Raw genomic sequence first — 13,373 nt, 5'->3', positions numbered from 1 at the left:
ATAAAATACTGCTTTTATCGTCAGTTCAAGGCAGGATAAGGGTTAACACGCCTTTATGTCAGTCAGGAATTGGCTGTTTCCTTAACGACTCCCCTTTTAACCTTAAATAATAAATCTAATTTAATTTCAATAAATTAATAAAGAATTTTGCGCTAAAGCACATTTCTGTACCAATAAGCTTGCCATTTGACCTGTATCAGCTTTCCCGATAAGTTGGAAATCCGCTGGAAGCTTTCTGGATGAGCAACCTGCTCATCATATTTATGCAGTAATTGAGATCCCCTCTTCACCGTATTAACCGATGCGAAAAGGACAACAAGGGGGCGAATGCGAGGCGCGCGTATGAAACGCAAACCCCGTCGCCACGCTCTTTCTGTGCCCGTGCGCAGCGGTTCGGAAGTGGGGTTCCCGCAGAGCCTGGGGGAGGTTCACGATATGTTGTACGATAAATCCCTTGAGAGGGATAACTGTGGTTTCGGCCTGATCGCCCACATAGAAGGCGAACCTAGCCACAAGGTAGTGCGTACTGCAATACACGCACTGGCCCGCATGCAGCACCGTGGCGCGATTCTCGCCGATGGTAAAACCGGTGACGGTTGCGGTTTGCTGTTACAAAAACCGGATCGCTTTTTTCGCATCGTTGCGCAGGAGCGCGGCTGGCGTTTAGCCAAAAACTACGCTGTCGGGATGATCTTCCTGAATAAAGACTCTGAACTCGCCGCTGCCGCACGCCGCACCGTTGAAGAAGAGCTGCAACGCGAAACGTTGTCGATTGTGGGCTGGCGTGATGTCCCCACTAACGAAGGCGTGCTGGGTGAAATCGCCCTCTCCTCTCTGCCACGCATTGAGCAAATTTTTGTGAACGCCCCGGCAGGCTGGCGTCCGCGTGATATGGAACGCCGTCTATTTATCGCCCGCCGCCGCATCGAAAAGCGTCTCGAAGCCGACAAAGACTTCTACGTCTGTAGCCTGTCGAATCTGGTCAATATTTATAAAGGTCTGTGTATGCCGGCGGATCTGCCGCGCTTTTACCTGGATCTTGCGGACCTGCGCCTGGAATCGGCCATCTGCCTGTTCCACCAGCGCTTCTCCACTAACACCGTACCGCGCTGGCCGCTGGCGCAGCCGTTCCGCTATCTGGCGCATAACGGTGAAATCAACACCATCACCGGTAACCGCCAATGGGCGCGTGCGCGTACCTATAAATTCCAGACGCCGCTTATCCCTGATCTGCACGACGCAGCGCCATTCGTCAACGAAACCGGTTCTGACTCCAGCTCGATGGATAACATGCTGGAACTGCTGCTGGCAGGCGGGATGGATATCATCCGCGCTATGCGTCTGTTAGTGCCGCCCGCCTGGCAGAACAACCCGGATATGGACCCGGAGCTGCGTGCCTTCTTCGACTTTAACTCCATGCATATGGAGCCGTGGGATGGCCCGGCGGGCATCGTGATGTCCGACGGTCGTTTTGCCGCCTGTAACCTCGACCGTAACGGTCTGCGTCCGGCGCGCTACGTCATCACCAAAGATAAGCTCATCACCTGCGCCTCTGAAGTCGGTATCTGGGATTATCAGCCTGACGAAGTGGTCGAAAAAGGCCGCGTCGGGCCAGGCGAACTGATGGTGATCGACACCCGCAGTGGGCGTATTCTGCACTCGGCAGAAACCGATGACGATCTGAAAAGCCGCCATCCATATAAAGAGTGGATGGAGAAAAACGTCCGCCGACTGGTACCGTTTGAAGATCTGCCCGATGAAGAAGTGGGTAGCCGCGAACTGGACGACGACACGCTTGCCAGCTACCAGAAACAGTTTAACTACAGCGCGGAAGAGCTGGACTCCGTAATTCGCGTACTGGGCGAAAACGGTCAGGAAGCGGTCGGTTCGATGGGCGATGATACCCCATTCGCCGTGCTCTCCAGTCAGCCGCGCATTATTTACGACTACTTCCGCCAGCAGTTTGCCCAGGTGACTAACCCGCCAATCGACCCGCTGCGTGAAGCGCATGTTATGTCGCTCGCCACCAGTATCGGTCGTGAAATGAACGTCTTTTGCGAAGCAGAGGGCCAGGCGCACCGTTTAAGCTTTAAATCGCCGATTCTGCTCTACTCCGATTTCAAACAGCTCACGACGATGAAAGAGGAGCACTACCGCGCAGATACGCTGGATATCACCTTTGACGTCACTAAAACCACGCTCGAAGCGACAGTCAAAGAGCTGTGCGACAAAGCCGAAAAAATGGTACGTAGCGGCACCGTACTGCTGGTGCTCTCCGACCGGAATATCGCTAAAGATCGCCTGCCGGTTCCAGCCCCGATGGCGGTTGGCGCGATCCAGACCCGTCTGGTCGATCAAAGCCTGCGTTGCGATGCCAACATCATCGTCGAAACCGCCAGCGCCCGCGATCCGCACCACTTCGCCGTGTTGCTGGGCTTCGGCGCGACGGCTATTTATCCATACCTTGCCTATGAAACGCTGGGCCGCCTGGTAGACACCCATGCGATTGCCAAAGATTATCGTACCGTGATGCTCAACTACCGTAACGGCATCAACAAAGGCTTGTACAAAATCATGTCCAAAATGGGCATCTCCACCATCGCCTCTTACCGCTGCTCGAAACTGTTTGAAGCGGTCGGTCTGCACGATGATGTAGTGGGCCTGTGCTTCCAGGGGGCGGTCAGCCGCATTGGTGGGGCGAGCTTTGAAGACTTCCAGCAGGATCTGCTGAACCTGTCGAAACGTGCCTGGCTGGCGCGTAAGCCCATCAGCCAGGGCGGCCTGCTGAAATACGTCCACGGCGGCGAATACCACGCTTACAACCCGGACGTGGTGCGCACGCTGCAACAGGCGGTACAAAGCGGCGAGTACAGCGACTATCAGGAATACGCGAAGCTGGTTAATGAGCGTCCGGCAACCACGCTGCGCGATCTGCTGGCAATTACGCCGGGTGAAAACGCGGTCAACATTGCTGATGTTGAACCGGCAAGCGAACTGTTTAAACGCTTTGATACCGCCGCGATGTCTATCGGCGCGTTAAGCCCGGAAGCCCACGAGGCGCTGGCGGAAGCGATGAATAGCATCGGCGGTAACTCGAACTCCGGTGAAGGCGGCGAAGACCCGGCGCGCTATGGCACTAACAAAGTGTCGCGCATCAAGCAGGTGGCTTCTGGTCGCTTCGGCGTTACTCCGGCGTATCTGGTCAATGCCGACGTCATTCAGATTAAAGTCGCCCAGGGCGCGAAGCCGGGCGAAGGCGGTCAGTTGCCGGGCGACAAAGTCACTCCTTACATCGCCAAACTGCGCTATTCGGTGCCCGGAGTGACGCTGATCTCCCCGCCGCCGCACCACGATATCTACTCTATCGAGGACTTAGCGCAGCTCATTTTCGACCTCAAGCAGGTTAACCCGAAAGCGATGATCTCCGTGAAGCTGGTTTCCGAACCGGGCGTAGGCACCATCGCGACTGGCGTGGCAAAAGCTTATGCCGATTTAATCACCATCGCAGGCTATGACGGTGGCACCGGCGCAAGCCCGCTGTCGTCAGTGAAATACGCAGGTTGCCCGTGGGAGCTGGGGCTTGTTGAAACCCAGCAGGCGCTGGTTGCCAATGGTCTGCGTCATAAGATCCGTTTGCAGGTCGATGGCGGCCTGAAAACCGGTGTTGATATCATCAAAGCGGCGATTCTCGGCGCAGAAAGCTTCGGCTTCGGCACTGGCCCGATGGTGGCGCTCGGCTGTAAATATCTACGTATTTGCCATCTGAACAACTGCGCAACGGGTGTAGCAACTCAGGATGACAAACTGCGTAAGAACCACTATCACGGCCTGCCGTTCAAGGTTACCAATTACTTTGAATTTATTGCCCGTGAAACCCGCGAGCTGATGGCACAGCTGGGCGTAACGCGTCTGGTGGATCTGATTGGTCGCACCGACCTGCTGAAAGAACTGGACGGTTTCACCGCCAAACAGCAAAAACTGGCGCTGTCGAAGCTGCTGGAGACCGCCGAACCGCATCCAGGTAAGGCACTCTACTGCACCGAAAACAACCCACCGTTTGATAACGGCCTGCTGAACGCGCAGTTGCTGCAACAGGCGAAACCGTTTGTCGATGAACGCCAGAGCAAAACCTTCTGGTTCGATATTCGCAACACCGACCGTTCTGTCGGCGCGTCGCTTTCAGGCTATATCGCCCAGACGCACGGCGATCAGGGGCTGGCAGCCGATCCTATCAAAGCGTACTTCAACGGCACCGCAGGCCAGAGTTTCGGTGTGTGGAACGCGGGCGGCGTGGAACTGTACCTGACCGGGGATGCCAACGACTATGTCGGTAAAGGCATGGCGGGCGGCTTAATCGCCATTCGTCCTCCGGTTGGTTCCGCCTTCCGCAGCCATGAAGCAAGTATTATCGGCAACACCTGCCTGTATGGCGCGACCGGTGGTCGTCTGTATGCCGCAGGCCGCGCGGGTGAACGTTTCGGCGTGCGGAACTCCGGTGCTATCACCGTGGTAGAAGGCATTGGCGACAACGGCTGTGAATATATGACGGGCGGTATTGTCTGTATTCTGGGTAAAACCGGCGTTAACTTCGGTGCGGGCATGACCGGCGGCTTCGCTTACGTTCTCGATGAAAGCGGTGATTTCCGCAAACGCGTTAACCCGGAACTGGTCGAGGTCTTAAGCGTTGACGATCTGGCGATCCATGAAGAGCATCTGCGCGGTCTTATCACCGAGCATGTTCAGCATACTGGCTCTCAGCGCGGTGAAGAGATTCTGGCGAACTGGTCAACCTTCGCCACTAAATTTGCGCTGGTTAAACCGAAGTCCAGTGATGTAAAAGCACTGCTGGGTCATCGTAGTCGTAGCGCAGCAGAGTTGCGCGTGCAGGCGCAGTAAGGGGTAGCAACAATGAGTCAGAATGTTTATCAATTTATCGACCTGCAGCGCGTTGATCCGCCAAAGAAACCGCTGAAGATCCGCAAAATTGAGTTTGTTGAAATTTACGAGCCGTTTTCCGAAGGCCAGGCCAAAGCGCAGGCTGACCGCTGCCTGTCGTGCGGCAACCCATACTGCGAGTGGAAATGTCCGGTACACAACTACATCCCGAACTGGCTGAAGCTCGCCAACGAGGGGCGTATTTTTGAAGCGGCGGAACTGTCGCACCAGACCAACACCCTGCCGGAAGTTTGCGGACGAGTCTGCCCGCAAGACCGTCTGTGCGAAGGTTCCTGCACTCTGAACGATGAGTTTGGCGCGGTGACCATCGGCAACATTGAGCGTTATATCAATGATAAAGCGTTCGAAATGGGCTGGCGTCCGGATATGTCCGGCGTGAAGCAAACCGGTAAAAAAGTGGCGATTATCGGCGCAGGCCCGGCAGGTCTGGCGTGTGCGGATGTCCTGACGCGTAACGGCGTAAAAGCCGTTGTCTTCGACCGTCATCCAGAAATTGGCGGGCTGCTGACCTTCGGTATTCCGGCCTTCAAGCTGGAAAAAGAGGTAATGACGCGTCGCCGTGAAATCTTCACCGGCATGGGTATTGAATTCAAACTCAATACCGAAGTGGGCCGCGACGTGCAGCTGGACGATCTGCTGAGTGATTACGATGCCGTCTTCCTTGGCGTCGGGACTTATCAGTCAATGCGCGGCGGGCTGGAAAACGAAGACGCCGATGGCGTGTACGCAGCGCTGCCGTTCCTTATCGCCAACACCAAACAGTTAATGGGCTTTGGTGAAACCCGCGACGAACCGTTCGTCAGCATGGAAGGCAAACGCGTGGTGGTCCTTGGCGGTGGCGACACTGCGATGGACTGCGTGCGTACGTCCGTGCGCCAGGGAGCGAAGCACGTTACCTGTGCCTATCGTCGTGATGAAGAGAACATGCCGGGTTCCCGCCGCGAAGTGAAAAACGCGCGGGAAGAAGGCGTAGAGTTCAAATTCAACGTCCAGCCACTGGGGATTGAAGTGAACGGTAACGGTAAAGTCAGCGGCGTAAAAATGGTACGTACCGAAATGGGCGAACCGGATGCCAAAGGCCGTCGCCGCGCGGAGATCGTTGCAGGTTCCGAACATATCGTTCCGGCAGATGCAGTGATCATGGCGTTTGGTTTCCGTCCACACAACATGGAATGGCTGGCAAAACACAGCGTCGAGCTGGATTCACAAGGCCGCATCATCGCCCCGGAAGGCAGCGACAACGCCTTCCAGACCAGCAACCCGAAAATCTTTGCTGGCGGCGATATCGTCCGTGGTTCCGATCTGGTGGTAACCGCTATTGCCGAAGGTCGTAAGGCGGCAGACGGTATTATGAACTGGCTGGAAGTTTAAGCTCTGTCCCAGCGCCGCCTCCTCAGAAAAGAGTCGGCGCTGAAATTCTCCTTTCTTTCTGGAAAGCGCCTCGCATAATCTGAAGAAAACCAATGTAATACGCTCATCTGGATTGTTACCGGTAGATGCCCGGCGTATAGCTGATTCCATTATTCAACGCAGCGCCATATAAAGGGACAGATAATGGAATCGCTCTCAGAGAGAACCTCAACAGGCTACCAGCAAATCCACGACGGTATTATTCATCTGGTCGATAGCGCCCGGACGGAAACGGTACGTAGCGTTAACGCGCTGATGACCGCGACATACTGGGAAATTGGCCGACGAATTGTCGAATTTGAACAAGGTGGCGAGGCCAGGGCTGCGTATGGTGCGCAGCTAATCAAGCGACTATCAAAGGATTTAAGTCTAAGGTATAAGCGTGGGTTCTCTGCAAAAAACTTACGCCAAATGAGGCTTTTTTACCTCTTTTTTCAACATGTTGAAATTCGCCAGACAGTGTCTGGCGAATTAACACCATTGGGAATTCCGCAGACACCATCTGCAGAATTCCCATCGGCAAAGATTTGGCAGACGCTGTCTGCCAAATCTTTCCCCCTGCCCTGGTCCACCTACGTCCGTTTACTTTCCGTTAAAAACGCTGACGCCCGCAGCTTTTATGAAAAAGAGACGCTCCGCTGTGGCTGGTCTGTTCGCCAGCTAGAACGGCAAATTGCGACCCAATTTTATGAGCGAACACTACTGTCACATGACAAATCAGCCATGCTGCAACAACACGCTCCTACCGAGACGCATATTCTTCCGCAACAGGCGATACGCGATCCCTTTGTGCTCGAATTTCTGGAATTGAAAGATGAATATTCAGAATCTGATTTCGAGGAGGTGCTGATCAACCACCTGATGGATTTCATGCTGGAACTTGGGGATGATTTTGCCTTTGTTGGTCGGCAGCGAAGGTTACGCATTGATGACAACTGGTTTCGTGTCGATCTGCTGTTTTTCCACCGCCGTTTACGCTGCCTACTAATCGTCGATCTAAAAGTGGGCAAATTCAGCTATAGCGATGCCGGACAGATGAATATGTATCTCAACTACGCCAAAGAGCACTGGACGCTACCGGATGAAAATCCGCCCATCGGTCTGGTTCTCTGTGCAGAGAAAGGAGCCGGAGAAGCACATTATGCTCTGGCAGGTTTGCCTAACACCGTTCTGGCAAGCGAATATAAGATGCAACTACCTGATGAGAAACGACTCGCAGATGAACTCGTTCGAACACAGGCGGTGCTAGAGGAAGGCTATAGACGCCGTTAATTTCAGCGGTTTCGAATTCTGCAGACAGTGTCTGCAGAATCTTTAAAACGAACTAAGTTTTAAGCCATTAAATCAGCCTTAACCTTCACCACAACCTTTTTAATCTCTCCAGGCTCGCCGACAACGCATCCTGGTTTATGCGGTTCACCTGGCATAAACACGGCGAACATTCCCGGTTTTAAGATGATGGCTTGCTCGTTATCAATGGTGCTGCAAAGCTGATAATCATCCTCATGGTGGAACTCTTCACACTGGCGCGCAGTGCCTGCCATGCCAAACAGAATCCGTTCCTCACCGTTTAATAACAGTTGGATATCAATGTATTGCTCGTGCAATTCCGCTTTTTTCTCGACGGGCGATTGAGTGTTAAACGTCATGACATTCATAAAGATATTGTCGCCCTGTAATTCGTAACGACCCGGCGCTTTTTCTTGCGGTCTGGCAGCTAATGCCAGCGTTAACGCGTCCTGTAACGCAGGATGTAACCCAGCAGACGGTAATGACTGTACTTCACCCATCATCATAATTTTTCTCCCTGGGCCAACAGCGCAGCCCCAAGTAAACCTGCATCGTGGCGGTAGTGCGCCGCCAGTAAATCAACATGAAATGCCGCTGGCTCCTGCGCCAGATACGTTTCCACCAGCGCCAGATACCCTTCTGCCAGCCCAACGCTGCCACCGACCACCACGCACTGGCAATCAGTTGTGGCTTTAATATCAGCGATCAGCCTTGCAAGCGTACGTGCGGAGCGGTGAATCAGCTGCTGCGCCTGCTCGTCGCCCTGCCCGGCGCGTGTGAAAATAGTTCTCGCATCCGCGCCCGCCAGTTCACCCTGCGCTGCCGCCGCAATGCCGCGACCAGAAGCAATCGCCTCCACGCAACCTGTGCGTCCACAGCCACAGACCGGGCCGTGTGGATCGGCAAGCGTATGCCCGATATGCCCCGCCAGACCGCCAGGGCCGGTAAGCAGTTTGCCGCCGCTCACTACACCGCCGCCGACGCCAGTGGAAACGGTGATAAACACCATCTCGGTTACATCGCCTTCCAGCGCCTGATACTCCGCCCATGCTGCAGCCTGCGCGTCGTTAATGGCAATGGTCGGCAAATCGGTAAGTTGTTCCAGCGTTTTGACTAACGGAAAGTGTAGCAATCCACCAAGATTATGCGGATTCAGCGCCAGCAAGCTGCCGTCGCGAATAATCCCGGTTGAAGCGATGGCAACCCGCTGCGCATGAGCTTGCAACGGAGAGACTAATGCGGATAAGGCATCACGCAAGGCTTCTGGTGTCTGGCTGGCTGGCGTAGGAAGTTCACGACGATCGCGGATCTGCCCGTCAGCGCCAATCAGCGCGGCGGCAAGTTTAGTACCGCCGATATCAATCGCCAGCGTGGTCATAGCACCGCCTTTTTCATCGCTGTGTTGTACCACTGACAAATGTGTTCAAGACGCGTAATGGCAGAACCGACCGTCACCGCCCACGCGCCGTGGCGCATCGCATCTGCCGCCTGAGCAGGCGTGTTGTAACGCCCTTCGGCAATCACCCTACATCCGGCGTCGCTCAACGTTTTCACCAGCGCCAGATCCGGCTCTTCTGGCGTTTCAGGCGTGGTATAGCCAGAAAGCGTAGTGCCAATAATTTCGGCTCCCAGCTTTTGGCATGCCAGGCCGTCTTCCGGCGTTGAGCAGTCGGTCATCGCCAGTAAACCGTGATGGTGAATACGTGCCAGCAGCGTTTCAACAGGCACCGGACGCGGGCGGTCGGTGCCGTCAATGGCGATAATGTCCGCGCCCGCCTGCGCCAGCGCATCAACATCTTCAATATAGGCCGTGATGCGTACCGGAGAATCCTCCAGATCGCGTTTCACAATTCCAATAATCGGCACGCTCACCACCGCACGCGTGGCTTGCAGATTTGCCACACCTTCAATGCGAATGGCAACCGCGCCCGCCTGTTCTGCCGCTAATGCCATGGCGGCGACGATTTCGGGTTTATCGAGCGGGCTGTCCGGAACCGGCTGGCAGGAGACAATCAGGCCACCGTTAGCAGCGATTTTTTGATCCAGTTGTGCAAGTAACGACATACATCTTCCCTTAGCGAAAGGCCCGGTACATAGACCGGGCAATAGGATTAACTTTTGGTTTTGACTAAATCGTTTTTGGCGCTGCCAAATGGCACGGCACCGCTAAATGGTTTGCCGTCGATAGCGTCATGAGTACGCAATGCTTCCGGGCGCAGCCAACGCTGAACGCGGGAAGGCATATCCAGACCAATCAGCAGGATCACCACAAATGTCAGACTGAACGATAGCGATGCCAGCGCAGTACCCAGATCCAGACGTTGAGCGATCAACGCGCCGATGATTGGGGCCAGTGCGCCGCCCAATGCGCCAACGTTGTAGGTAAAGCCCAGGCCCGCTGCACGCTGGTCGGTATCGAAATAACCGCCAATCAGTTTCGGTAAGATCCCGGCGATCCCTTGTCCAAGCATTTGCTGGAAGAACAGTAACAGACCGAGCACCCAGACGTTTGCGCCGCCAATCGCAAATACCGGAATAATCAACAGCTGCGAGGCCAACAGGCTACAAACGTAGGCTTTGCGGGTTCCCAGCCAGTCACCGAGGAAGCCGCCGACACAGCACCCCACCGCAGCCCCAAAGCCGCTAAAGAACAGCACATTGGCGACAGTATGCGGGTCATAAGCCAGATCGGTTTTCAGATACGTTGGCAGCAGCGCCTGAATCGGCCATGAGTAGAGGAAAGCAAACAACACGACCACCATCAGCATTACGCCCGTTGGCCAGCGTTTGCCCGTACTCTGCACCATAAAGCTGATAAAGATTGCGGCGCATAACAGCCCAAGAACAGCGACGATCGCGGCATTTTGCAGGTTACCGGCGAAGCAGAACCACAGCGCAGTAGCCGCCGCCAGTGTCATTACGATATTGGCAATGCGATGTTCACCACGGTAGAGAATATCCACCATTGTGCGTACCGGTGCTTTACCCCCGTGTTTCTCTTTCCAGTCTTCCGCTTCCGGGATGTTTTTACGCAGCCAGAGAGCAAAGATGATTGGCAAAATGCCGATAAAGAACAGCGCACGCCAGCCCCAGACCGGAACCACCAGGCTATAGACCTGAGCGGCAACGACGGCCCCCACAGAGAAGCCTGAAATCAGAAAACCACTGGCTTTGTTACGCAGATGTTTTGGCCAGCTTTCAATGACATAGGTGGCGCTGGAACCGTATTCACCCGCCATCCCCATGCCGATGACCAGACGCGCGATAAACATGGTGATGTAGCCTGGCGCAAAGCCGCAGGCCAGCGTCCCGGCCGAGAAGAGAACGATGCTGGTGACCATTGCCAGACGACGCCCGTAGCGGTCACCCATAGCGCCGAGCATCAGGCCGCCGAACCAGCGAGAGATAAAGGCTGCGGAGATCAGACTTGCCGCCTGCACCGTCGTCAGCCCGAATTCACCCTGTACTTCGGTGAGTACCAGGGCGATTAAAACGAAATCAAAACCGTCAAGCAGATATCCCAACCAGGCAGCGGAAAATGCGCGCCATTGTGCACGGTTGAGATGGCGATACCACGGGATATTCTGGGTTGTAGTACTCATTGTGAGTCTCCCGCGGTGGGCGATGCCCACACGCTTTGGTATAAAAATTGTAGGGTACAGATGCGTTTATTTCCCCTCACCCGGTAGGGGCGAGCGAGGGGAAACAACTCACCCGCGCTCTTGCATCAACTGCTGGGCCAGCGCCTTCAGTTCTGGCAGATATTTTTCATCTACCGGTCCAAACGGTTTGCGGCACAGCGGCACAGAAACGACATCCATATAATGGAGGACAGTTTTCAGGCCGCGGAATACGCCCGTTTTGATCAGTAAATCAATGACTTTATTGCATTCAGTTTGCAGTTTCTGCGCGGTCTGGATATCGCCTTCTTTCAGCGCCTTAACGATCCCCTGATAGCGCCAGCCCATGATGTTGTAGGTACTACCGATACCACCATCAGCGCCCGCCAGCAGACCAGAGGCGAAGATTTCGTCGTAACCGTTATAGAGCACAAGATCAGGATGTTCACGACGGATCTGCTCCATCTGATAGAGATCGCCAGAGGTCTGTTTCAGCGCACCTACGCCAGGCAATGTAACAAGTGTGTTGATCTGATCCAGGGTCAGTTTTACCCCACTCAGGGCTGGAATGTTGTACACCACCATCGGCAAACCATCCGCCGAATCAATAATTGCCCGATAGTGATCGCAGTGTTCTTCAAAGCTGAAAGGATAGTAGAACGGCGTGACGGCGGAGACGGCATCGAAGCCATAACGTTTAGCCGATGCCGCAAGTTGTTGGCTTTCGGCGGTGCTGACGCAACCGACGTGGGCGATGAGTTTAATCTTACCTTTCGCCTCTTCGGCGACGATTTCCAGTACCTGTTCACGCTCGGAAAGGCTTTGTACAAAGGCCTCGCCGGTCGAACCACCCACGTATAAACCGTCGATGCCCTGCTGAATATTGAACTGAACCAGGCGACGCAGACTCGCTTTATCCAGTGCTTGTTGTTGATCAAAAGGAGTCAGGAGTGCAGCCATTACGCCACGTAAATTCGTTGCCATAAATACCTCTGAAGTGATGCTTGTCTGATAAACGATATACCTTTATACCTGTTATACCAGATCAATTAAGCAACACCCCATACAGAAAGCTTATAATGCGATCTGCTTCACTAAAGTGGCATTATTTCTTTTTGTTGGTGGTCTGACCGAAAGCGTGCCAGGTAGCAGAGACGCTGTTGAGATGCGATTGCAACGCACGATCGGCTTCGTCAGGATCATGACGGCGGATCGCATCAACGATCGCAATATGCTGTTGATAACTAACGTTGTTATGTTCGTGCAGTGCCTGATCGGTAACCGTTGGGCGTGCGGCAATAAGCCAGTCGAGCAGGGCAACGTGGATCGCCATGAAGATTGGGTTACCGGGGATCTCCGCCAGCACGCGGTGGAAATCAACGTCTGAACGAATGAATGCCGCGTTGTTATCCAGCGACTGACTGTTGATTTCCAGTGCTTTTGCCAGCAAATCGATTTGCTCATCGGTGGCATGTTCAGCCGCATAGCGCACCAGGCTGGATTCAAAGAACAGACGTAATTGTTCGAAATGGGCAATCCCACCAGGATGAGAAAGGAAATCTTTCGCCATGCCGGAAAGCTCGCCGATGATGGTGTCCGCAGAAGGACGTGAGACGCGGGCACGTTCGCCGTTGTTGATTTGCACCAGACCTTTGCGTTTTAACGCTGCCAGCGCTTCGCGCACAGAAGGACGCCCGACGTTAAAGAACGCCATCAGTTCGCGTTCAGACGGTAATTGTTCACCTTCGCCAAATTCACGACGGCGGATCATCTGTTCCAGCTCTTCTTCCACCATTTCGGAGAGTTTTTTACGCGCCAGCGGGCGGCTACGCAAGTTGCGACCAATTGCAGGTGAAGAATCTTCGGTTTGCGAATCAAATGCGTTCATAAGGCCCATTCTGTAAGGTCAGTGTGATTAACATCATCAGTGACATCCTATCACAGGATTGAAAGTAGGGGAAAATGGCAGGTTTTTCTCTTTGTGCCTCATCATTACCATAATTAACGGAATAATTAACTATTGCGAAAAATTAATGTAACGCAGATAAAAACATCCCGTTTGAATTATTTATAAGACTATTCACGAGCATTATGAAT

General features: G+C 54.1%; 9 protein-coding genes. 3 read left to right on the top strand and 6 right to left on the bottom strand.

From position 1 onward, the window contains the following. Nucleotides 1–435 precede the first annotated feature (435 nt). The 3 genes from gltB to E0D98_RS15775 all read left to right on the top strand — a co-directional run bounded on the left by gltB (nt 436) and on the right by E0D98_RS15775 (nt 7,638). The gene (gene gltB, locus E0D98_RS15785) at nt 436–4,896 is read left to right on the top strand and encodes a glutamate synthase large subunit (RefSeq protein ID WP_001399436.1); all 4,461 of its coding nucleotides are present in this window, start codon (nt 436–438) and stop codon (nt 4,894–4,896) included. A 12-nt stretch (nt 4,897–4,908) separates the two neighbouring features. Beyond that, nucleotides 4,909–6,327 carry a glutamate synthase subunit GltD gene (gltD, locus tag E0D98_RS15780; protein ID WP_000081674.1) on the top strand — a complete coding sequence of 473 codons (1,419 nt, stop codon included), beginning with the start codon at nt 4,909–4,911 and terminating at the stop codon, nt 6,325–6,327. Between the two features lie 183 nt (nt 6,328–6,510). Then, the gene (locus E0D98_RS15775; RefSeq protein ID WP_000445145.1) at nt 6,511–7,638 is read left to right on the top strand and encodes a PDDEXK nuclease domain-containing protein; all 1,128 of its coding nucleotides are present in this window, start codon (nt 6,511–6,513) and stop codon (nt 7,636–7,638) included. 59 nt (nt 7,639–7,697) lie between these two features. Here the strand turns inward: E0D98_RS15775 and nanQ are convergent, their stop codons facing one another. The 6 genes from nanQ to nanR form a co-directional block, all read right to left on the bottom strand. Continuing rightward, nucleotides 7,698–8,162, bottom strand: coding sequence for an N-acetylneuraminate anomerase (gene nanQ, locus E0D98_RS15770; protein ID WP_000979882.1), 465 nt, complete (start codon nt 8,160–8,162; stop codon nt 7,698–7,700). Further along, nucleotides 8,159–9,034, bottom strand: coding sequence for an N-acetylmannosamine kinase (nanK, locus tag E0D98_RS15765; protein WP_000209003.1), 876 nt, complete (start codon nt 9,032–9,034; stop codon nt 8,159–8,161). The genes nanQ and nanK overlap by 4 nt, the downstream gene beginning before the upstream one ends. Further along, nucleotides 9,031–9,720, bottom strand: a complete 690-nt coding sequence (locus tag E0D98_RS15760; RefSeq protein ID WP_000054239.1) for an N-acetylmannosamine-6-phosphate 2-epimerase — start codon at nt 9,718–9,720, stop codon at nt 9,031–9,033. The genes nanK and E0D98_RS15760 overlap by 4 nt, the downstream gene beginning before the upstream one ends. Before the next feature lie 47 nt (nt 9,721–9,767). Then, the gene (gene nanT, locus E0D98_RS15755; RefSeq protein WP_000108473.1) at nt 9,768–11,258 is read right to left on the bottom strand and encodes a sialic acid transporter NanT; all 1,491 of its coding nucleotides are present in this window, start codon (nt 11,256–11,258) and stop codon (nt 9,768–9,770) included. A gap of 108 nt (nt 11,259–11,366) precedes the next feature. Beyond that, complete coding sequence (nanA, locus tag E0D98_RS15750; RefSeq protein WP_000224714.1) at nt 11,367–12,260, bottom strand: N-acetylneuraminate lyase; 894 nt, start codon at nt 12,258–12,260, stop codon at nt 11,367–11,369. 121 nt (nt 12,261–12,381) lie between these two features. Then, nucleotides 12,382–13,173 (bottom strand): transcriptional regulator NanR, encoded by a 792-nt coding sequence (nanR, locus tag E0D98_RS15745; protein ID WP_000523845.1) that lies wholly within the window; start codon nt 13,171–13,173, stop codon nt 12,382–12,384. Between the last annotated feature and the right edge of the window lie 200 nt (nt 13,174–13,373).

Origin of the sequence: Escherichia sp. KCJ4928 (assembly GCF_004352695.1) — a bacterium.
In the GTDB taxonomy this organism is placed as follows: Bacteria; Pseudomonadota; Gammaproteobacteria; order Enterobacterales; family Enterobacteriaceae; genus ECMA0423.
The sequence above is the reverse complement of the archived record's forward strand: the minus strand, read 5'-3'. Positions and strand labels throughout refer to the sequence as shown.

What these genes read in the sequence shown, in the direction of transcription:
- gltB (WP_001399436.1), top strand. Translation starts at nt 436, where the DNA reads ATGTTGTACGATAAATCCCTTGAGAGGGATAACTGTGGTTTCGGCCTG.
- gltD (WP_000081674.1), top strand. Translation starts at nt 4,909, where the DNA reads ATGAGTCAGAATGTTTATCAATTTATCGACCTGCAGCGCGTTGATCCG.
- E0D98_RS15775 (WP_000445145.1), top strand. Translation starts at nt 6,511, where the DNA reads ATGGAATCGCTCTCAGAGAGAACCTCAACAGGCTACCAGCAAATCCAC.
- nanQ (WP_000979882.1), bottom strand. Translation starts at nt 8,162, where the DNA reads ATGATGATGGGTGAAGTACAGTCATTACCGTCTGCTGGGTTACATCCT.
- nanK (WP_000209003.1), bottom strand. Translation starts at nt 9,034, where the DNA reads ATGACCACGCTGGCGATTGATATCGGCGGTACTAAACTTGCCGCCGCG.
- E0D98_RS15760 (WP_000054239.1), bottom strand. Translation starts at nt 9,720, where the DNA reads ATGTCGTTACTTGCACAACTGGATCAAAAAATCGCTGCTAACGGTGGC.
- nanT (WP_000108473.1), bottom strand. Translation starts at nt 11,258, where the DNA reads ATGAGTACTACAACCCAGAATATCCCGTGGTATCGCCATCTCAACCGT.
- nanA (WP_000224714.1), bottom strand. Translation starts at nt 12,260, where the DNA reads ATGGCAACGAATTTACGTGGCGTAATGGCTGCACTCCTGACTCCTTTT.
- nanR (WP_000523845.1), bottom strand. Translation starts at nt 13,173, where the DNA reads ATGGGCCTTATGAACGCATTTGATTCGCAAACCGAAGATTCTTCACCT.